The 20,995-nt window shown below is 66.7% G+C and carries 17 protein-coding genes and 1 pseudogene; 15 read left to right on the top strand and 3 right to left on the bottom strand.

The genetic code is table 11. The features are described 5' to 3' along the window. The first annotated feature begins 534 nt into the window (after positions 1-534). The 4 genes from OIU93_RS06135 (at position 535) to OIU93_RS06120 (ending at position 3,336) form a co-directional block, all read left to right on the top strand. Positions 535-798 (top strand): phosphoribosyl-ATP diphosphatase, encoded by a 264-nt coding sequence (locus OIU93_RS06135; RefSeq protein WP_264269195.1) that lies wholly within the window; start codon positions 535-537, stop codon positions 796-798. Positions 799-907: 109 nt separating this feature from the next. After that, positions 908-1,756 (top strand): ATP phosphoribosyltransferase, encoded by an 849-nt coding sequence (gene hisG / locus OIU93_RS06130; protein ID WP_264269194.1) that lies wholly within the window; start codon positions 908-910, stop codon positions 1,754-1,756. 67 nt (positions 1,757-1,823) lie between these two features. Continuing rightward, positions 1,824-2,594 (top strand): imidazole glycerol phosphate synthase subunit HisF, encoded by a 771-nt coding sequence (gene hisF / locus OIU93_RS06125; protein WP_264269193.1) that lies wholly within the window; start codon positions 1,824-1,826, stop codon positions 2,592-2,594. Further along, entirely contained in the window at positions 2,569-3,336 is a 768-nt protein-coding gene (locus OIU93_RS06120) for a GNAT family N-acetyltransferase (protein ID WP_264269192.1), read from the top strand. Before hisF ends, OIU93_RS06120 begins: the two co-directional genes overlap by 26 nt. On the opposite strand, the gene OIU93_RS06115 is transcribed toward OIU93_RS06120, so the two are convergent. Beyond that, entirely contained in the window at positions 3,333-3,902 is a 570-nt protein-coding gene (locus OIU93_RS06115) for a TetR/AcrR family transcriptional regulator (RefSeq protein WP_264269191.1), read from the bottom strand. The two genes, OIU93_RS06120 and OIU93_RS06115, sit on opposite strands and share 4 nt — an antisense overlap. Positions 3,903-4,062: 160 nt before the next feature. On the opposite strand from OIU93_RS06115, the gene OIU93_RS06110 reads away from it, so the two are divergent. Next, complete coding sequence (locus OIU93_RS06110) at positions 4,063-6,066, top strand: amidase (protein WP_264269190.1); 2,004 nt, start codon at positions 4,063-4,065, stop codon at positions 6,064-6,066. 22 nt (positions 6,067-6,088) lie between these two features. Here OIU93_RS06110 and OIU93_RS06105 read toward each other — a convergent pair whose 3' ends face one another. Beyond that, positions 6,089-6,721 (bottom strand): TIGR03085 family metal-binding protein, encoded by a 633-nt coding sequence (locus OIU93_RS06105; RefSeq protein WP_264269189.1) that lies wholly within the window; start codon positions 6,719-6,721, stop codon positions 6,089-6,091. 267 nt (positions 6,722-6,988) lie between these two features. Next, positions 6,989-7,207 (bottom strand): annotated as a pseudogene (locus OIU93_RS06100) (hypothetical protein); the annotation flags it as partial. A 102-nt stretch (positions 7,208-7,309) separates the two neighbouring features. On the opposite strand from OIU93_RS06100, the gene hisI reads away from it, so the two are divergent. The 10 genes from hisI to OIU93_RS06050 all read left to right on the top strand — a co-directional run bounded on the left by hisI (position 7,310) and on the right by OIU93_RS06050 (position 20,983). Then, the gene (hisI, locus tag OIU93_RS06095; RefSeq protein ID WP_264269188.1) at positions 7,310-7,711 is read left to right on the top strand and encodes a phosphoribosyl-AMP cyclohydrolase; all 402 of its coding nucleotides are present in this window, start codon (positions 7,310-7,312) and stop codon (positions 7,709-7,711) included. A 46-nt stretch (positions 7,712-7,757) separates the two neighbouring features. Then, the gene (locus OIU93_RS06090; protein ID WP_264269187.1) at positions 7,758-9,317 is read left to right on the top strand and encodes an anthranilate synthase component I; all 1,560 of its coding nucleotides are present in this window, start codon (positions 7,758-7,760) and stop codon (positions 9,315-9,317) included. Continuing rightward, on the top strand, positions 9,314-9,919 hold the full coding sequence (locus tag OIU93_RS06085; protein ID WP_264269186.1) for a Trp biosynthesis-associated membrane protein: 606 nt from the start codon (positions 9,314-9,316) through the stop codon (positions 9,917-9,919). The genes OIU93_RS06090 and OIU93_RS06085 overlap by 4 nt, the downstream gene beginning before the upstream one ends. A gap of 113 nt (positions 9,920-10,032) precedes the next feature. Next, complete coding sequence (locus OIU93_RS06080; protein WP_264269185.1) at positions 10,033-10,284, top strand: HGxxPAAW family protein; 252 nt, start codon at positions 10,033-10,035, stop codon at positions 10,282-10,284. A gap of 2 nt (positions 10,285-10,286) precedes the next feature. After that, positions 10,287-11,117, top strand: coding sequence for an indole-3-glycerol phosphate synthase TrpC (gene trpC, locus OIU93_RS06075; RefSeq protein WP_264269184.1), 831 nt, complete (start codon positions 10,287-10,289; stop codon positions 11,115-11,117). Positions 11,118-11,182: 65 nt separating this feature from the next. Beyond that, positions 11,183-12,463, top strand: a complete 1,281-nt coding sequence (gene trpB / locus OIU93_RS06070) for a tryptophan synthase subunit beta (RefSeq protein WP_264269210.1) — start codon at positions 11,183-11,185, stop codon at positions 12,461-12,463. Then, on the top strand, positions 12,460-13,254 hold the full coding sequence (trpA, locus tag OIU93_RS06065) for a tryptophan synthase subunit alpha (protein WP_372342875.1): 795 nt from the start codon (positions 12,460-12,462) through the stop codon (positions 13,252-13,254). The genes trpB and trpA overlap by 4 nt, the downstream gene beginning before the upstream one ends. Continuing rightward, on the top strand, positions 13,251-14,282 hold the full coding sequence (gene lgt / locus OIU93_RS06060) for a prolipoprotein diacylglyceryl transferase (protein WP_264269182.1): 1,032 nt from the start codon (positions 13,251-13,253) through the stop codon (positions 14,280-14,282). The genes trpA and lgt overlap by 4 nt, the downstream gene beginning before the upstream one ends. A gap of 646 nt (positions 14,283-14,928) precedes the next feature. Continuing rightward, positions 14,929-19,533: a glutamate synthase large subunit gene (gene gltB / locus OIU93_RS06055; protein WP_264269181.1), complete on the top strand. Its 4,605-nt coding sequence runs from the start codon at positions 14,929-14,931 to the stop codon at positions 19,531-19,533. Beyond that, positions 19,526-20,983 (top strand): glutamate synthase subunit beta, encoded by a 1,458-nt coding sequence (locus tag OIU93_RS06050; protein ID WP_264269180.1) that lies wholly within the window; start codon positions 19,526-19,528, stop codon positions 20,981-20,983. Before gltB ends, OIU93_RS06050 begins: the two co-directional genes overlap by 8 nt. Positions 20,984-20,995 lie beyond the last annotated feature (12 nt).

The raw sequence follows: 20,995 nt of genomic DNA, 5'->3' as shown, positions 1-20,995 counted from the left end.
CCATCGTGGAACACCCGCCGACAGCGAGGCCGGCACCCTTCCCGTGCCCAAAAACGAAACCGCCCCCGTCCGTCGCCAGCAGACGACGACCGGGGGCGGATCGGTGGATCAAGGCTTAGCCAGACCGGATTGTCCGTACGGACGAACCACAGGTCCTGACGCAGCAATCGTGTCGTGATGCCCCATTGTTGCGCTCGGTCCGCCCTGCGGTGGCTTCCATGAAACCGAAGCCGCCACCGGCCACGTGAGGGGAGGGCATGAAGGTGTGCGTGAAAACCCCGATAGATCGGCAACAGCCCCAGTCGACATCAGTAGTCCGCAGCCCTCCCGGCAGCCCGGCATCGCGGGAACCGATCTCGCAAAAGTGGACTTTCCCGCCATGCCGGCGAGCATCATCAGTGGTCGTGGTGCACTATGGCGGCACGCCTGCGACCTGTGCCAGGGCCGCGTCATGTTGAGCCGAGCGGGGGAGTGCTTCGTCACATTGGGGGTGCGGTAGTGAATGCGGCCAACGGGCCAAGATACCCTGACTATGTGAAAACTTTTGACACCCTCTTCGCCGAGCTCTCCGAGAAGGCCAAGACCCGCCCCGAAGGTTCGCGTACGATCGCCGAACTGGATTCCGGCGTGCACGGCATCGGAAAGAAGGTCGTGGAGGAAGCCGCCGAAGTGTGGATGGCTGCCGAGTACGAGACCAACGAGGCCGCCGCCGAAGAAATCTCCCAGTTGCTTTATCACCTTCAGGTGATGATGCTGGCCAAGGGCCTGACTCTGCAGGACGTTTACAAGCATCTCTAGCCGCCGCTTTCGGGACGCCCTGTCCTCCCGTGCCGCGGTGGCCAACAGGCACCATTTGTTGTCCTACATGCCGTAATACCCCCCCAGAGCCTGAAAAGAGAACCGCATCATGTTGCGAGTAGCCCTTCCCAACAAGGGAGCCCTGTCCGAAATCGCCTCGACCATGTTGTTGGAGGCCGGATACGTCCAGCGCCGCGACAACCGCGAACTGGTCATGGTCGACCCCGACAACGACGTGGAATTCTTCTACCTCCGTCCCCGTGACATCGCCGTGTACGTCGGCGGGGGCATCCTCGATGTTGGCATCACCGGACGCGACCTTTACCTGGACGCCGAGGTCAACGACCACGTCGACGAGGTCCTGCCGCTGGGTATCGGTGCCTCCACCTTCCGCTTCGCCGGCCCCGCCGGGACCTTCACAACCCAGCAGGAGCTCCAGGGCAAGCGCATCGCGACCAGCTACGACGCGCTGCTGCGCCAGTACCTGGAAACCAACAACATCGCCGCCGACGTGGTCCGCCTCGATGGTGCCGTCGAGTCCTCCGTGCGCCTCGGCGTGGCCGACGCCATCGCCGACGTCGTGGAGACCGGCAACACGCTCAAGGCAGCCGGCATGGCGGTCTTCGGCGATCCCATCCTGCAGTCCGAGGCAGTGCTCATCGGTCGCACCGGCCGCACCCCCGCCGGGCTCGAAGTCCTCAAGCGCCGGCTCACCGGCGTGCTGGTGGCCCGCCGCTACGTCATGCTCGACTACGACGTGCGCCGGGACCTGGTCGACGAGGCCACCCGGCTGACCCCGGGACTCGAGTCGCCGACGGTTTCCCCGCTGCAGGACTCGGACTGGGTTGCCGTGCGCGCCATGGTCAAGAAGAGCCACACCAACAACATCATGGATGAGCTGTACAACATCGGCGCCCGCGCCATTCTTGTCACCAACATCCACGCCTGCCGCATCTAGTGCCCGGCCCGCATCCCGGGCCCCGGAACATTTCCCCTTCATTGCTTCTCTAGGAGTTGATCCCCTCATGGCCGTTGCGATCCGCGTGATCCCATGCCTCGACGTCGATGCCGGACGAGTCGTCAAGGGAGTGAACTTCGAGGGGCTCCGGGATGCCGGGGACCCGGTGGAACTGGCCAAGCGCTACAACGCCGCCGGTGCCGATGAAATCACGTTCCTCGATGTGACGGCCTCCTCGGCCAAGCGCGAAACCACTTATGACGTGGTGGCCCACACGGCGGAGGAAATTTTCATCCCGCTAACCGTCGGCGGTGGAGTGCGCGCCGCCGAGGACGTCGATCGCCTGCTGCGTGCCGGCGCGGACAAGGCCTCGATCAACACGGCTGCCGTCGACCGCCCCGAGGTCATCAACGAAATCACCCAGCGCTTCGGATCCCAGGTGCTGGTGCTCTCGCTCGATGCCCGGCGCACCACGAACCCTGACGTCGAATCCGGTTTTGAGGTCACGACCCACGGAGGACGCACCGGCACCGGCCGCTGTGCCGTGGCCTGGGCCAGGGAAGCCGCTGAACGGGGCGTGGGGGAAATCCTGCTGAACTCGATTGACGCCGACGGCACCAAGGACGGCTTCGACCTTGAGATGATCCGCGCGGTCCGCGCGGCCGTCACCGTGCCGCTGATTGCCTCCGGCGGTGCCGGGGCACCGGAGCACTTCCCGCCGGCGATTGCCGCCGGCGCCGACGCGGTGCTTGCCGCCTCGATCTTCCACTTCGGTCCGGACGACATGATCAAGCAGGTCAAGGACGCCATCCGTGAAGCCGGTTTCCCGGTTCGCTAGTCCTGCGTCACTGGACGCCGTGATGTCCCGGGGATGGCGGGCACTTGAGGAGGAAGACCTCTCCGGGTGGGTGTGCCGCTTTTCCTCGGGTGTCACCCGCCGGGCCAACTCGGTGCTTCCGTTGTTCGGTCCGCCCGACACCAATGGCGCAATCGACGAGGTCGAAGCCGCCTATCGGCGCCGCGGGCTGCCGCCGGTCTTCCAGATCAGCCCCGATTCCCTGCCGCAGGACCTGGACTCGATGCTTGGTGCCCGCGGTTACTCACTTGCATCCCCGACCCTGGTGCAGGTGCTGAAACGCGAGGACTATGCGCGGGCCGTTGTCGGCGAGCCCGACCCGGGGATCGTCCTCCAGGATGCACCCTCCGAGGCATGGCTGAAGGCCCTGTGGGAATCCGAGGGACCGCATTCGCCCGCCGCACAGGCCGCCAGCGTCCGGATCCTGGGCAATACACCCTCCGTCTACGCCTCACTGGTCATTGAGGGGAGTATCCATGCCATTGCGCGCATGGCCTTGGTGGAAGACCTGGGCGGCATCTATGCCGTGGCCACCCGCGAGGAATCGCGTTCCCGGGGATACGGCCGGGCCGTGATGCGGGCCCTGGTGGCCGAGGCGGCCCGCCGGGATCTGGCAGGCCTCTGGCTGCAGGTCGTCGAGGGGAACTCGATCGCCGCCGGACTCTATGCATCCCTGGGATTTGAAACGGTGTCGCGCTACCACTACCGCCAGCTGCCGGCCTAGGCCGTCGCCGGCAGGAGTGCCTCCAACCCCCGTTCGAGGGCCGCACGTGCCGCAGCGGTGTCCAGCTGGTTCGATAGCCAGCGGCCGGAAATGCCTTCGACCAGGGCGGTGAGCAAAAGTGCCGTATCCCGGCATTGCCCGGTCCCCGCCCCGGTGTGCAGCTTGACCAGTTCCGCGACGTGGGACTGCCACGCCGCAGTGGACGTGGCCAGATGCCCGGCCAGCGGCGGCTCGAAGACCGCGATTGCCCTGATCTCGTTCCACACGATCGACTTCGCGCGCACCGATTCGTCGTCCTGGATCTCGGCCAGCAGCAAATCCCGCAGCAAGCCGCGGGATCTGCCCCCACCGGCAGCTTGTTCCCCGCGTTGGGCCAGCGAGTCCGCGTTCACATACTCCAGGGTGGCCGCCAGCAGTCCATCCCTGTCGGTGAAATGGTAGTAAACCAGCCCCGTGGACACGCCGGCCTGTTTGCAGACGTCTTGCACGCGCATCCCGCGGACCCCGTCACGGGCGATGCAGATGCTGCACGCCTCGAGTATCCGCTGCCTGGTGTCATTGGCCATGGCCGGTGCCGCATCTTTCCCTTGGTGGCCCGGGGTCTTCCCGAACCGTTGACCACACGCTATCTTTAACTGAATATCCAGTCAATTTTTTGTGTGCTCCTCCCCGTCGGACATCTCGATCGCGCAGGGCCGGAGCACCCCTTGTGAAGGGAACCCGATCATGGCCCTGCCGTTCAGCATCCACGAAGCCTCCATCGAGGGCGTCCTGCGTGCGCTCGATGACGGCACCGTCACCGCCGTCGAACTGATCGCCGCCCACCTTGCCCGGGTGGGACGCTTCGACAGGTCCACGGTGTGCCTCAACGCCATGGCCGTGCTGAACCCCAACGCCTTCTCCGAGGCCGCGGAATCCGACCGCCGCCGCAGTGCCGGCCGGGGCGGTTCCCTGGAGGGGGTGCCATTTACCGTCAAGGACAGCTACATGGTCGCCGGGCTCACCGTGGCTGCCGGTTCGCCGGCATTCAAGGACCTGGTGGCCAAGCACGACGCTTTCACTGTCGCACGCATCCGCGAAGCCGGGGGAGTGCTGGTGGGCAAGACGAACATGCCGCCCATGGCCGACGGCGGCATGCAGCGCGGTGTCTACGGGCGCGCCGAAAGCCCCTACAACGCCGACTACCTGGCGGCTGCCTACGCCTCGGGGTCCTCCAACGGATCGGGAGTCGCCACCGCGGCCAGCCTGGGGGTCTTCGGCATGGGAGAGGAAACCGTCTCCTCGGGCCGCAGCCCGGCCTCCAACAACGGCCTTTGCGCCTACACCCCCTCGCGAGGTGTCATCTCCATCCGCGGCAACTGGCCGCTCTTTCCCACCCGCGACGTCGTGGTCCCGCATACCAGGAGCATGGATGACATGTTCCGGCTGCTGGACGTGATCGTCGCCGACGATCCGGAAACCACGGGAGACTTCTGGCGCCACCAAAAAGCGGTGCCGCTGCCTGCTGCCTCGGCCATCCGGCCCGGGAGCTACGCGGAGCTGGCCGATCCGCAGGCCCTGTCCGGCAAGCGCTTCGGCGTGCCCCGCATGTATTTGGGCCAGGACCCGAGATTCCCGGTCAACCCGCGCCCCAGCGTCCTGGAACTCTGGGACGCCGCGCGCTCCCGCCTGGAGGACCTGGGCGCCACCGTCGTCGATGTCGACTTCCCGCTGATCGAAAAGTACGAGGGGAAGACCCCGGGTGGCGAACAACTCGGTGCGCTGGGCATCTTGCCCGAGGGGTGGATGGAGATGGAATTCAATGAGCTCCTCGCCCATGGATGGGACACGTTCCTGCGGGAAAACAACGACCCCGCGCTGAACAGGCTGGCCGATGTCGAGCATCTGCAGATCTTCCCGGCCCCTGTCGGATCGCTCCCAGACCGCTATGAAGAGGTCGAGGACTATGAAAACCGCTACCGCGACGTGGTGAAGATGGCCGCCGACGGGCTGCCGGACCCAGCCACGCTGCCCGGATTCCCGGACGGGCTCAAGGCACTGGAAAAGCTGCGCAAGGAGCTATTCGAAAATTGGCTCGCCGAGCATCGGCTCGACGGTGTCGTCTTCCCTGCCAACGCCGATGTCGGGGCAGCGGATGCGGACACCAACCCGGAATCGGCGGACAGGGCCTGGGAGAACGGTGTCTTCTTTTCCAACGGGAACTACGCCCTGCGTCATCTCGGCATCCCCTCGGTCACCGTGGCCATGGGGCTGATGCAAGACACCGGCATGCCGGTGGGACTGACCTTTGCCGGCCCCGCCTATTCCGACAACGCGATCATGGGCTGGGGGTGGGCGTTTGAGGACGCCGGCACCTTGCGCCCGGTTCCGTCGCTGGCGCCCGAGCTTGAAGGGGACCGCCACCGGGCAGCTTTCCGGGGACGGCCAGGCGCGCAACCGCCGGAAATTTCCATTCAGGGTCGCCTCGATTCCGGAAACCGCATAGGGGGCACCCTGCGGCTGCTGCTGGAGGGTGAAATCCGTGCGGCGGCGGACGCGGTGATTCGGTTGACGGTCAACGGCGAGCCGACCACGGTGATGCGCACGGGCAGCACCTGGAATGCCACGGCAATCCTCCCGGCGGCAGGGAAGCCGGCGGCCACTGGATCAAACCCGGCGGGCAGGATCCTTGCCGTTGTGCACGTGGTGGAAGGCCGGGGAATGGCGGGGGGAGACTTCGTGGAGGTCTAGTCCCGACTGCCCAAAGTGGTGGCTAGAGCGAGACCGAGAGCAGGGCGATGGCCTCTGCTGCACCCTCGAACGTCACCAGTGCTTCCTCGCGTCGTCCCGAGGCGTGCAGCAGGAGTTCGCCCGGGCGACCGGTGATGGCCACCGAGGTGCTGGCCTTGCGGGCCACGTGGCGTTGCCCGTCGGGGCGGACCAGGATGATACCGACATCCACGCCGCGGTAGTAGTGCGCGGCCCGGCGCACCAAGTCCTCCCACAGGAGATCCTCGTACTTGGCGTCAAGCGCACGGGGGACCCAGCGGTCGGATGCGCGGCGCACATCCTCGGTATGGATGAAGAACTCGGAGAGGTTCGCCGAATGGTCCACCCGCGGGTTGGACAGGGGTGAAAACCTGGGGGCGCCGCGCAAGAATTCGTTGACGAGGCTGGCGTAGGCGTCGCGGTTCCCGGCCACGTCCGCACGCCGGTCCAGCTCGGCCTCCATGCGGTGCGCCAGTGGTTTGATGACCAGTCCCGCAGCAAGCAGGGACTGCTCCCGAATGATCAGGTGCGCGGCGAGGTGGCGGGTCTGCCATCCGGCGCACAATGTGGGAGCCGTCGGCCCTGCTGCCAGCAGGACTTCGGCCAATACTTCACGCGAGGCTGGGACGAAATGCATCACTTCGAAACTAACACGTTCGGGGGCGCATGGAGCTTCTATTTCGCTCCGCGCCCAAGCCGCGTCAGAACGGTCCGCCGCGAATGGACCATTAAGCACGGCATTGGTGTCGAGTGCCACGCTCCCGGCATCGGGACGCAGGAGGAGTGCCTGCCCAGTCCTCCATGGCGCGGGGACCGAGCCCGGGCACGAAGCGCGGGTGGACACAAGTGGACGAGACGGCAGGTGCAGGCCCGACCCGAGTCCCACGCCAGGCTTGCGCTGGATTCCGGCGACGTGGTTCTTGACCGTGCCCGGTGACAGGAAGAGCGTCTCGGCGATCTCCGCTGTGGTCCTCGCCCGGGCGACGAGGCAGGCGGTTTCGTCCTCTACCTGGCCACCGCAGGCGCGCTCGGAGCCTTGCCCACCCTCGGGCTGGTGCAGCACCGGGGGAGGTCTCTCCCCGCTGGATGATCGGCGTGCGGGGCCGGCGGGTTCCGACCCCATGCGTAGGCCCAACGGCTGAGCTCCCGGATGCGCGGTGAGGCCAACGGGCGTGAAACGTGTTTCGGGACGGGTTTCACCGCCCGTGGCACTAGACTGGTACTGATGTCGCAGAACCCAGCCTTCGCCGCCCCCGCCTCCGTTGACGGGAAACTGTCCGCCCAGATTTCCGCCGCCCTGAAGAAGGACGAGGCCGGGCTTGTCGCGGCCATTGTCCAGCAACATGGCAGCGGCGAGGTGCTGATGCTCGGATGGATGGACGAGGAGGCGCTGCGTCGCACCCTGACCACCGGGAGGGTGACCTTCTGGTCCCGGTCCCGCAACGAATACTGGCGCAAGGGCGACACCTCCGGCCACTCCCAGCTGGTCCGCTCAGTGGCACTTGACTGCGACGGCGACGCCTTGCTTGTCATCGTCGACCAGATCGGCGCGGCCTGCCACACCGGGACGCGCACCTGCTTCGACGGACGCGAACTGCCCGCCGTCGTGGGCCGACGCGTTTCCTGACCTTTCCACCCGCTCCATCCGCACACGCAAGGACCATTCTTCGCTTATGCAAGCTCTCGGCGCCCTGACACCCACCCGCGAGGAATTCCGCGCCCTCGCCGCGGATCGCCGCGTCATTCCCGTGACCATGAGGGTGCTGGCCGACGCACTGACACCCATTTCCGTCTACCGCCGGCTGGCCGGCGGACGCCCCGGCACCTTCCTGATGGAATCGGCCGCGGCCGGGGGAGTGTGGTCCCGCTATTCCTTCATCGGCGTGAATTCGCCCGCGACCCTGACCACCCTTGACGGCCTGGCCCACTGGCAGGGCACCCCGCCGGCGGGCATGCCCAGCGAAGGCAACCCGGTCGAGGTCCTGCGCGACACCGTCCGCGCCCTGCGCACCGAACCCCTGGACGGCCTGCCGCCGCTGACCAGCGGCATGGTCGGCTTCATCGGGTGGGAGGCGGTGCGCCACTGGGAGAAGCTGCCCAACCCGCCGGCGGACGACCTGCACCTGCCCGAACTTGCCATGAACCTTGTCGGCGACATGGCAGTGCACGACAACACCGACGGCACGCTGACGCTCATCGCCAACGCCATCAACTTCAACGGCACCGCCGACGGCGTCGACGGCGCCTACGACCACGCGGTACAGCGCCTCTCCGGGATGCTAGACGCGCTTGGCGAGGCTGCGGAAAACCCCGTCTCGGTCCTTTCCGGAACCGATGTGCCGGCCGATACGCTGATGAACGCCGTCACCCACTCCTGGGACGAGGACTCCTACCGCCGCGCGGTGTTGCGCGGCAAGGAGGCCATCGTCGAGGGCGAGGTCTTCCAGGTCGTGGTCTCGCGCCGCTTCGAGCTGGAGACCCACGCCGATCCGCTGGATGTCTACCGGATCCTGCGTGGCACCAACCCCAGCCCGTACATGTACCTCTTCACGCTGCAGGACGCCCACGGCAAGGCGTATTCCATCGTTGGCTCCTCGCCCGAGGCCCTGGTCACGGTCAACGACGACCACGTGGTCACCCACCCGATCGCCGGCTCGCGCCCGCGCGGGGCCAACTACGAGGACGACCAGCAGCACGAGAAGAACCTGTTGGCCGACGAAAAGGAACGCGCCGAGCACCTGATGCTGGTGGACCTCTCGCGCAACGACCTTTCCAAGGTCTGCGTGCCCGGTTCCGTCGAGGTCACCCAGTTCATGGAGGTCGAGCGCTTCAGCCACATCATGCACCTGGTCTCCAACGTGGTCGGCAAGCTGAAACCGGGCACCGACGGCTACGACGTGCTTGCCGCGACCTTCCCCGCGGGGACCCTCTCGGGGGCGCCCAAGCCGCGGGCGCTGTCGCTGCTCGATGAACTCGAGCCCTACCGCCGCGGCATCTACGGCGGCGTGGTTGGCTACCTGGACTTCACCGGGGACATGGACATGGCCATCGCCATCCGCTCCGCGCTGATCAAGGGCAACCGGGCGTATGTGCAGGCCGGCGGCGGCATCGTCGCGGACTCCGACCTCGACGCCGAGGCCTTGGAAACCATCAACAAGTCGGCAGCCCCCCTGCGGGCCGTCTGGGCCGCAGGGACCATGGCGCCGGCACAAGTGGACGGCACCCAGGCATGAGCGAGGAAACCAAGCCGCGCAGGGGATCCAAGCGCAACGTCATGCTCCTGGGCCTTTTCGGCGCGGTCCTCGCGCTGGCCACCAGCACCCGGACCTGGATCAACGTCCAGCCGGAGGTCGGCTCGGTAAAGATTCCGCTCATCGAAGTGGCGGGATCCGACGCCGCGGCCGCAGTGGCGGCACTGGCAGTGGTGGCCCTGGCCGGCTCGCTGGCAGCAATGATCGCCGGCAAGGTGGCCCGCTGGATCATCGCAGCGATCCTGCTGCTGGTCGGCGGAGGAATCATCGCCTCGGCTGTCGCGGTGCTTGCCGACCCGGTGCTGGCTGCAACGACCAAGGTCGGGGAAGCCACCGGGCTGAACGCCTCCGGCGGCGCCTACGACGTGACCTTCTGGCCCTGGGCCGCTGCGCTGGCCGGCGCGGTTCTCGTGGCCGACGCGGTGCTGCTGGCTGTGGCCGGACGACACTGGGCCGGATCCCGCAAATATTCCCGCGACGCCGCAGCAACGGCCGCGGGGCGTCCGGACGCAGCGTCAAATGGCCCAATCGACGAGATCTCCGGCTGGGACTCGCTGTCCCGCGGGGACGATCCCACCGGTTAACGCGCACACGACGCAACATGGCATGCCATCGCTGCAAAGAATGGCAGAATGGAAGCCAAGAGATTTATCGGGAAAAATCCCGATTCGCACGAGGTGAGTAGGAGTATCCCACCATGGCTAACGCCAACACCCAGATCGATCCAATGCACGCCGAGGAAATCGGACACGGCAACTCCAAGGCCGCATGGTCAATGGTCTTCGTCATGTTGATCGGCTTCGTCGTCGGCTGCATCGCCTTCGCCGGACACAACCCGACCTTCGTCTACGTTGGCTGCGCCATCGTGGTCGTCGGCCTGATCGTCGGCTGGGCCATGAAGAAGGCCGGCTTCGGCGTCAACGGTTCCAGGTCCGGCGACTCGCACTAGCCGTGAGTGTACTGACAGATATCATCGCGGGCGTTCAGATCGATCTGGACGCCCGTCGGTCCATCATCGGCCAGGAGCAAATCGAGGCGGCGGCCGCGGCGGCCGTTCCCGCGCTCGACGCCTACGCTGCCCTGGGCGGACACCTTGACGCGTCCCAACGCGGAAACACGCTGCACGTGATCTCCGAGGTGAAGCGAAAGTCGCCCTCCAAGGGCGCCCTTGCAGACATCGGCGAGCCAGCCGAACTGGCCGCCTCCTACGAGGCCGGCGGTGCCTCCGTGATCTCGGTGCTGACCGAGGAGCGCCGCTTCGGCGGATCTCTGGCCGACTTCGACGCCGTGCGCGCCGCGGTGGAGATCCCGCTGCTGCGCAAGGACTTCACCGTCGATCCCTACCAGATCTTCGAGGCCCGCGCCCACGGCGCCGACCTGGTGTTGCTGATCGTGGCGGCCCTGGATGACGCGCAATTGCGCGAGTTCCTGGACCTGACCCATGCCCTGGGCATGAACGCCCTGGTCGAGACGCACACCGAGGAAGAAATCGCCCGTGCCGTGAAGCTCGGGTCAAAGATCATCGGCGTGAACGTGCGCAACCTCAAGACGTTGGACGTGGACCGCGAGAACTTCTCCCGGCTTGCCGCCCACATCCCCTCCGGCGTCGTCATTGTGGCCGAATCCGGCGTGCGCGACGTTGCCGACGTCGAGCACTATGCAAGCCACGGAGCAGACGCGATCCTGGTGGGAGAGGCGCTGGTCAAGGACAACGACCCGCGCGCGGCGATCGAGCGCTTCATTGCCTCCGGGACCGCCGCCAAGCCAGCCCGCGCCAGCTGACACACCCCCCCCACACACCCCTCGAAGAATTCCTGAGCAAGAGAAGGATGCGCCAGATGAACCCGATGACAGGTGACCAGGACACGGGCGAAAGCCAGTCCGAGTCCGCCCCCTCCCACTCGCTGCGGCATGCCGCGGGCCCGTACTTTGGCGCCTATGGCGGACGCTGGATGCCCGAGTCGCTGATTGCCGCCATGGACGAGCTCAACGAGACGTTCGAGGCAGCCAAGGCCGACCCGGAATTCATTGCCCAGGTCAAGGACCTGAACAAGAACTACACGGGCCGTCCCTCCCTGCTCACCGAGGCCAAGCGCTTCTCCGAAGCCGCGGGCGGAGTGCGAGTCTTCCTCAAGCGCGAGGACCTGAACCACACCGGCAGCCACAAGATCAACAACGTCCTCGGCCAGGCCCTGCTGGCCAAGCGCATGGGCAAGACCCGCATCATTGCCGAGACCGGAGCGGGCCAGCACGGCGTTGCCTCGGCCACCGCAGCTGCCCTCATGGGCCTGGAATGCGTGGTCTACATGGGCGCGGAGGACACTCGCCGGCAGGCGCTGAACGTGGCGCGCATGCGGCTGCTCGGTGCCACCGTCATCCCGGTGACGGCAGGCTCGCAGACGCTCAAGGACGCCATCAACGAGGCCCTGCGCGACTGGGTCGCCAACGTGCACAACACCCATTACCTGCTGGGCACCGTCGCCGGCGGACACCCGTTCCCCGCCATGGTCCGCTACTTCCACGAGGTCATCGGCGAGGAAGCCCGCGAGCAGATCATCGCCCAGGCCGGACGCCTGCCCGACGCCGTGGCTGCCTGCATCGGCGGCGGTTCCAACGCCATCGGCCTTTTCCACGGCTTCCTGGATGACCCCTCGGTGGAGCTTTACGGCTTCGAGGCCGGCGGCGACGGCGTCGACACCGGCCGCCACGCAGCGGCCATCACGCTGGGCCTGCCGGGCGTGCTGCACGGTGCCAAGAGCTACCTGATGCAGGACGACGACGGCCAGACCGTCGATTCCCACTCCATCTCCGCCGGCCTTGACTACCCGAGTGTCGGCCCGGAGCACGCCTACCTGGCGGACATCGGACGCGTGAACTACGAGCCGGTCACCGACACCGAGGCCATGGACGCCTTCTCGCTGCTCTGCCGCACCGAGGGCATCATCCCGGCCATCGAGTCCTCCCACGCCCTGGCCGGCGTGCTGAGGATCGCGCAGCGCAAGATCGCCGCCGGCGCGGTGCCGAAGGAAACCATCATCATCGCCAACCTTTCGGGCCGCGGCGACAAGGACGTGGGAACCGCAGCGGAATGGTTCAACCTCATCGACACCGAAAAGGACGCCAAGTGAGCCCCGTATCCAAGAGTGCCGCGGCGATCGCCGCAGCCCGCGCCGAAGGCCGCCCGGCGCTGATCTGCTACCTGCCCGCCGGCTTCCCCGACGTGCAGGGCACCATTGACGCAGCCGTCGCGATGGCCGAGAACGGCGCCGACATCATCGAGGTCGGGATCCCGTACTCGGACCCCGTCATGGACGGTTCCGTCATCCAGGCCGCCACCGTGCAATCCCTGGCCCAGGGCTTCAAGGTCGCCCAGGTCTTCGACATCGTCAAGGGCATCACCTCCCGCTGTTCGGCCACCGTCATGATCATGACGTACTGGAACCCTGTGCTGCGCATGGGCGTGGACGAGTTCTCCCGCCGCCTGGCAGAGGCCGGCGGCGCCGGGCTGATCACCCCGGACCTGGTTCCGGACGAGGCAGCCGAATGGATGGAGGCCTCCGACAAGTACGGACTTGACCGCGTCTTCCTGGTCGCACCGTCCTCCACCGAGGCCCGCATGAAGGCCACCGTGGAAGCCAGCCGAGGCTTCGTCTACTGCGTCTCCGTCATGGGCGTCACCGGCGCCCGCGCCGAGGTCTCCGACGCCGCAGCGGCAGTGGTCACCGCGGCCCACGCCGCCGGCGCCGAAAACGCCTGCGTCGGGCTCGGCGTCTCGCAGCGCAAGCACGTCGAAGAGATCGGGGCCTACTCCGACGGAGTCATCGTGGGCACCGCACTGGTTGCAGCCCTGCGCGACGGGGGAGTGAAGGCGGTAGCCGAGCTCACCGCGGAACTCAGCGGTCGGACAGTGAAGGCATGATGCAGCTGGCTGTGGCGGGAACCAACGTACTCGCCTCGATCCCGAGCCCTCCGGCGGAGTTCTCGAAGTTCTCCCTCGGCCCGTTGACCATCCACGCCTACGCCATCTGCATCATGTTAGGCATCATCGCCGCCATGTGGATCACCGCCCGCCGCTGGCGCGCCAAGGGCGGACCGGAGGACGTGGTCTGGGACATCTGCATCTGGGCGATCCCCTTCGGGATCGTGGGCGGGCGGCTGTACCACGTTCTGGTCACCGATCCCGACTACTACTTCGGCTTCAACGGGCAGAGTGCGCACCTGGCCGAGATCCCGCAGATCTGGGCCGGCGGCCTGGGCATCATGGGGGCCATCAGCCTCGGCACCGTCGGTGCACTGATCGCCTGCCGCCGTGCCGGAGTGCGCCTCTCGGCGTTCCTGGACGCGGCTGCTCCCGGCGTGCTGCTCGCCCAGGCCTTCGGGCGCTGGGGTAACTGGTTCAACCAGGAGCTCTTCGGTGCGCCCACCACGTTGCCGTGGGGCCTGGAAATTGATCCGAACAGCTTCAACTTCCCCCCGGGAATCCCGGCCGGAACGCTGTTCCATCCCACGTTCCTCTACGAATCACTGTGGAACGTGGCGGGGGTCCTGCTGCTGATTGCGCTGGATCGCAAGTTCAAGCTCCGCCGCGGGGCCATGTTCTGGTCCTACCTCATCTGGTACGGCATCGGCCGCATCATCATGGAAACCATGCGCATCGACGCCGCAGACACCATCTACATCCTGGGCATCGGGTTGCGCGTGCACATGTGGCTGGCCATTGCCATGGTTGTCCTGGGCGCCACCGGACTGGTCTTCGTGTTCCGCAAGCTGCGCCCGCAGCCGGATCCCGGTGTCTATCTTCCGGGCCGCGAGCCCAAGGCCGAGGTGACGGAATCCGCCAAGCCCGCAGATGCCGCCAAGCCAACGGACGCCGCGAAGCCAGCCGATCACGAGAACGGCAGCGCCAGGGACACCGGCGAGGCCGGCCCCGAAGCGGGAAACAAGTAGCACTTCGGCACCCGCCGAATCCCGATCCGCGATAACCAAGCCAAGACCGGTCCCCTCCTTCCCATCCGGAAGGAGGGGACCGGTCTTTTCCGTCCGGGCGCCTGGCCACCTCGAGCGGCACCACTCGGTGTCGAAGCCCGGAGTCGGGTTCGCCGGGAGGTCCTTGTCCGGTGTTCCCGTCGGAAAGGACCCCGTCGCGAGGACATCCAACCCTTGATACCTGCAGTGGAGACGAGGAAGATGAAGGGATTCATATCGCATTGAGACGAAACTTTGCGGAAACTTTATTAATCCAAGTCAGCAACGGTTTGGTAGCATGTACGAAAACTGTTGGAAACATAAGTGGGTGCAAATCCGAAACATGCCGGTGCTACTCTTTTTTCACCGTGGCAGCAGTGACGGGCGCGGAATACCCATACTCCGCCACCCATGCTGTCGGCGACCACAATGATGTGGAAGCACCCAGTTCGCGCTCCACCCACCAGGGGAGCGCGCGGATGACGTCCACGTATCGCAGGTGTCACCCCCCACCCCACCGCACGGCCCCCGATTCGGGGTGCCGATTAGCGAGCCCCCTAGCCTTTCCTCGGCCAGCGTCGCCCGAAGATCCAGAACCTCTGCCCACACACCGAGAAAGGGACCACTCATGAGCATGACCGGAGTCCAACTTAATGCCTCACCGCATCCAGGCGAGGAGGTTTTCTCGCCCTACACCCGGTTTGCCGATGTACCGGAAGCCCAAGGGCTCTATGACCCGGCAAACGAAAAAGACGCGTGTGGCCTGGCGGTCATCGCCACGCTGACGCAGGAGGCCACCCACGAGATCGTGGAGCAGGCCCTCGAGGCGCTGCGCCGCCTCGAACACCGCGGCGCCGTGGGTGCCGATGCAGGCACCGGCGACGGTGCAGGCATCCTCACGCAGATCCCCGACGCATTCTTCCGCGCCGTCACCGGCATCGACCTGCCCGCCCCCGGCCGCTACGCCGCCGGCACCGCGTTCCTCCCGCAGGAACCGGCACAGCGCGCCGCCGCAGTCACCGCCCTCGAAGAGCTTGCCGCCGAGGAAGGCCTGTCCGTGCTCGGCTGGCGCGACGTCCCGGTGAACACCGAGGCCATCGGCGCCACCGCCCTGGGCTGCATGCCGCATTTCTCCCAGCTCTTCCTGGGTGCCGCCCAGGAGCACGACAAGGACCTTGACGCCCGGGTCTTCCGCATCCGCAAGCGCGCACAAAACAAGTTCGGCGTGTATTTCCCGTCGCTCTCCTCGGCCACCATGGTCTACAAGGGCATGCTCTCCACCGAGCAGCTCACCGAGTTCTACCCGGACCTGGGCGATACCCGCTTCGCCTCGCGTCTCGGGATCGTCCACTCGCGCTTTTCCACCAATACCTTCCCCTCCTGGCCGCTGGCCCAGCCCTTCCGCACCATCGCCCACAACGGCGAGATCAACACGGTGAAGGGCAACCGCAACTGGATGCGAGCCCGCCAGTCACAGCTCGCCTCGTCCCTGCTGGGCGAGGTCCCCGAGGAACTCTTCCCCATTTGCAGCCCCGGCGCCTCCGACTCGGCATCCTTCGACGAGGTCGCCGAACTGCTCATGCTCTCCGGGCGCCCCGTCGCCCAGGCCATCATGATGATGATCCCGGAGGCGTGGGAAAACCACGCAGCCATGGATGCCGACCGCCGCGCCTTCTACGAGTACAACTCGATGCTCATGGAGCCCTGGGACGGGCCCGCAGCCGTGTCCTTCACCGACGGCAAGCAGGTCGGAGCCGTGCTTGACCGCAACGGCTTGCGTCCGGCACGCTACTGGGTCACCACCGACGGACTGGTGGTGTTGGCCAGCGAGGTCGGGGTCATCGACCTTGATCCGGCGCTCATCGCCGCCAAGGGCCGAGTCGCCCCGGGCAAGATGTTCCTGGTGGACACCGAAGCCGGGCGCATCATCACGGATGAGGAAATCAAGTCGCAGGTTGCTGCCTCGGCGCCGTGGGCCCAGTGGGTCAACGAAAACAAGATCAGCCTGACCGACCTGCCGGACCTGGAGCACGTCAAGCACAACTCCGCCTCCGTGCAGATCCGCCAGCGCACCTTCGGCTACACCACCGAGGAGCTGCGGATCCTGTTGGCCCCCATGGCCTCCGCCGGCGCCGAGCCGCTGGGCGCCATGGGCTCCGACACCCCCGTCGCGGTTCTCTCGGACCGCTCCCGGCTGCTCTTCGACTACTTCACCCAGTCCTTCGCCCAGGTCACCAATCCGCCGCTGGACTCGATCCGCGAGGAGCTTGTCACCTCGCTGGGCACCAGCATTGGCCCGGACGGAAACCTGCTGGCCACCGGCAAGATCGATGCCCAGCAGGTGTCCCTTGACTACCCGGTGATCACCAACGACGACCTGGCCAAGATCGCGAACATCCGCGATGCCAACGGCGGCAAGGTCGCGTTGCGCGTCCGCGGTCTCTACCGTCCCGAGGGCGGCGAGTCCGAGCTGCGCTCCCGCCTGCAGGAAATCTGCGAAAAGGTCTCCGCCGCCATCAACCGCGGCGTGAAGTTCATTGTCCTTTCGGACAGGGACTCCAATGCCCAGTGGGCGCCGATCCCGTCGCTGCTGCTCACCTCCGCGGTGCACCACCACCTGCTCAAGAGCGCCAACCGCACCAAGACCTCCCTGGTCATCGAGGCCGGCGACGTACGCGAGGTGCACCACATTGCCGTGCTCGTGGGCTACGGCGCCTCCGCCATCAACCCCTACCTGGCCCTGGAATCGGTCGAGGAAATGGCCCTGCAGGGCGAACTCGGCACCGTGACCCCGGCCAAGGCGCAGACCAACCTGATCAAGGCGCTGGGCAAGGGCCTGCTGAAGATCATGAGCAAGATGGGCATCTCCACCGTCGCCTCCTACTGCGGTGCCCAGACCTTCGAGGCGCTGGGTCTGTCCCAGCGCGTGGTCGACCAGTACTTTACCGGCACCTCCTCACAGCTCGGAGGCGTGGGCCTTGACGTCATCGCCACCGAAACCGCGATGCGCCATGCCGGTGCCTACCCCAGCGATCTGAACCCCGAGCCGCACCGCGTGCTGGAAACTGGCGGCGAATACCAGTGGCGCCGCGAGGGCCCGCCGCACCTCTTCAACCCCGAAACGGTCTTTAGGCTGCAGCATGCAACCCGCGAACGCCGCTACGACATCTTCAAGAAGTACACCCAGGGCGTCGACGACCAGGCCAAGGGCCTGATGACGCTGCGCGGGCTGCTGGACTTCAAGCTGGACGATCGCACGCCCATCGACATCGATGCCGTGGAGCCCGTCTCCGAGATCGTCAAGCGTTTCGCGACCGGTGCGATGAGCTACGGCTCGATTTCCGCCGAGGCGCACGAGACCTTGGCCATTGCGATGAACCGCCTGGGCGGCAAGTCCAACACCGGCGAGGGCGGCGAGGACGTGGAGCGGCTGCTGGACCCCGAGCGCCGCAGCGCTGTCAAGCAGATCGCCTCCGGCCGCTTCGGCGTCACCAGCATGTACCTCACGCATGCCGATGACCTGCAGATCAAGATGGCGCAGGGTGCCAAGCCCGGCGAGGGCGGCCAGCTCATGGCGCAGAAGGTCTACCCCTGGGTGGCCCGCACGCGTCATTCGACCCCCGGCGTCGGGCTGATTTCCCCGCCGCCGCACCACGACATCTATTCGATCGAGGACCTGGCCCAGCTGATCCACGACGCGAAGTGCTCCAACCCGGGTGCCCGCGTCCACGTGAAGCTGGTCTCCGAGGTCGGCATCGGCACCGTCGCGGCCGGCGTCACCAAGGCCAAGGCCGACGTGGTGCTGGTTTCCGGCCACGACGGCGGCACCGGTGCCTCCCCGCTGAACTCGCTGAAGCATGCGGGCGTGCCCTGGGAGCTTGGCCTGGCCGAGACCCAGCAGACGCTGATGCTCAACGGGTTGCGCGAACGTGTGACCGTCCAGGTCGACGGCCAGCTGAAGACCGGCCGGGACGTCGTCATCGCCGCCCTGCTGGGAGCAGAGGAATTCGGCTTTGCCACCGCACCGCTGGTGGTTGCCGGCTGCATCATGATGCGCGTCTGCCACCTGGACACCTGCCCGGTGGGCGTTGCCACGCAGAACCCGGAACTGCGCCAGCGCTTCACCGGCCAGGCCGACCACGTGGTGAACTTCTTCGAGTTCCTCGCCCAGGAAGTCCGCGAGCTGTTGGCGGAACTCGGTTTCGCGAGCCTCGAGGAAGCCATCGGCCAGGCCGAGCTGCTGGACACCCGCGCCGCCGTGGGCCACTGGAAGACCCAGGGCCTGCACCTGGAGCGGATCTTCGACACCGCCGGTTCCAAGGAAGGTGCGCCGCGCAGACGCACCGGGTCCCAGGACCACGGCCTGGACAAGCACTTCGACAACCAGCTCATCGCCGCGGCCGCCCCTGCCCTGGAGCGCCGCGAGCACGTTGTTCTTGACCTCCCAATCAAGAACACCGACCGCTCGGTGGGGACCATGCTGGGCCACCACGTCACCCGCACCTTCGGGATCGACGAGCTGGCACCGGGCACCATCAAGGTGACGCTGCGCGGGCATGCCGGCCAGTCGCTGGGCGCCTTCCTGCCCGCCGGCGTGGAACTGCACCTGGTCGGCGACTCCAACGACTACGTTGGCAAGGGCCTTTCCGGCGGACGGATCACCGTCCAGGCGGATGCGCGCAGCGCATTCAACCCCGCGGAGCAGGTCATTGCCGGAAACGTCATTGGCTACGGCGCCACCAGCGGCGAGCTGTTCATCGGCGGCATGGTGGGCGAACGCTTCTGCGTGCGCAACTCCGGCGCCACCGCGGTGGTCGAGGGCATCGGCGACCACGGCTGCGAGTACATGACCGGTGGAACCGCGCTGATCCTTGGCGCCACCGGGCGCAACTTCGCCGCCGGCATGTCCGGCGGCGTGGCCTACGTCCTGGACCTGGACGTGGCGGCGCTGAACCCGCTCGCCGTAGCCAACGACGACCTGCTCCTGTCCGGTCCGGACGAAGCCGATCTGGCGTTGATCAAGGAGCTGCTGACGCAGCAGGTGGAGTACACCGGTTCGGCGCTGGCAGCCAGCCTGCTGGCCGACTGGCCGGTGGCCGCCGCCCGCATCACCAAGGTGCTGCCGCGCGATTACGCAGCCGTCTCACAGGCACGCAACGATGCCGCCAATGAAGGATTCGACCCGGATTCAGCCACTGTCTGGAACCGGATTCTGGAGGTGACCCGTGGCTAATCCACGTGGATTCTTAGAGGTACGCGAACGGACAACCCCGCCCAAGCGCCCCGTGTCCGTGCGCATCATGGACTACAAGGAAGTCACCGAGCGGCAAAACGCCACGGTGCTTACCGCGCAGGCCGGACGGTGCATGGATTGCGGCATCGCGTTCTGCCACAACGGCTGCCCGCTGGGCAACCTCATCCCGGAATGGAACTCCCTGGTCCACCAGGGCCGGATGGACGATGCGGCCGAGCGCCTGCACGCCACCAACAACTTCCCGGAATTCACCGGGCGGCTGTGCCCGGCACCCTGCGAGTCCTCCTGCGTGCTGGGAATCAACCAGCCGGCCGTAACAATCAAGCAGGTCGAGGTCGAAATCGCCGACACCCTGATTGCCTCGGGCGGACTGGACCCGGTCCTTGCCGTGCGCCACACCGACATGCGCATTGCCGTGGTCGGTTCCGGCCCCGCCGGCCTGGCAGCTGCCCAACAGCTGACCCGCGCCGGGCACACCGTCGCGGTGTATGAGCGTGATACGAAGATCGGGGGACTGCTGCGCTACGGCATCCCCGACTTCAAGATGGGCAAGGACGTCCTGGAGACCCGCCTGGCCCAGATGGAGGCCGAGGGAACGGTGTTCCGCACCGGGGTTTCCGTGGGCACGGACATTGAGTTCGAGCAGCTGAACCGGCTCTACGACGCGGTCATCGTGGCCACCGGTGCAACCGTTCCGCGGGACCTTCCGGTTCCGGGGCGCGAGCTTTCGGGGGTCCACTTCGCCATGGACTACCTCGTGGATTCCAACGAGGTGGTTGCGGGCGAACGCGATACCCTGCGCATCGACGCCAAGGGCAAGCACGTGGTCATCCTCGGCGGCGGCGACACCGGGGCGGACTGCCTGGGCACCGCCATACGCCAGGGCGCCGCTTCCGTGACCACCCTTGCCATCGGGGCCCAGCCCTCGACCGAGCGCCCGGGGCACCAGCCCTGGCCCATGTCTCCGACCCTGTTCGAGGTCCAGTCGGCGCACGAGGAAGGCGGTGAGCGGTCATACTTGGCCGCCACGGTCAACTTCACGGGAGAGCACGGAAGCGTGATGGGTGTTACAGTGGCAGAGACCGAATTTATTGACGGTCAGCGCCTTCCGAAGCCGGGCACGGAGCGGGTCATACCCGCCGACCTCGTCTTCCTGGCACTCGGGTTCACCGGACCCGAGACTGCCGGTCTCATGGAACAGGCCAACACCGAGTTTGATGACCGGGGCAGCGTCGCCCGCGATGGTTACTACATGACCAACACCCCCGGGGTGTTCGTGGCTGGCGACGCCGGACGCGGACAATCCCTGATTGTGTGGGCCATCGCCGAGGGACGATCCTGTGCCGCGGCGGTGGACAAATACCTGATGGGCGAAACCCGCCTTCCAGCCCCCGTTGCACCAACGGATCGGGCTATCAGCATGTTGTGAGACGGATGCACC

Origin of the sequence: Paeniglutamicibacter sp. ZC-3 (assembly GCF_025847175.2) — a bacterium.
In the GTDB taxonomy this organism is placed as follows: domain Bacteria; phylum Actinomycetota; class Actinomycetes; order Actinomycetales; family Micrococcaceae; genus Paeniglutamicibacter; species Paeniglutamicibacter sulfureus.
This window is presented reverse-complemented; position numbering and strand designations above follow the sequence as displayed.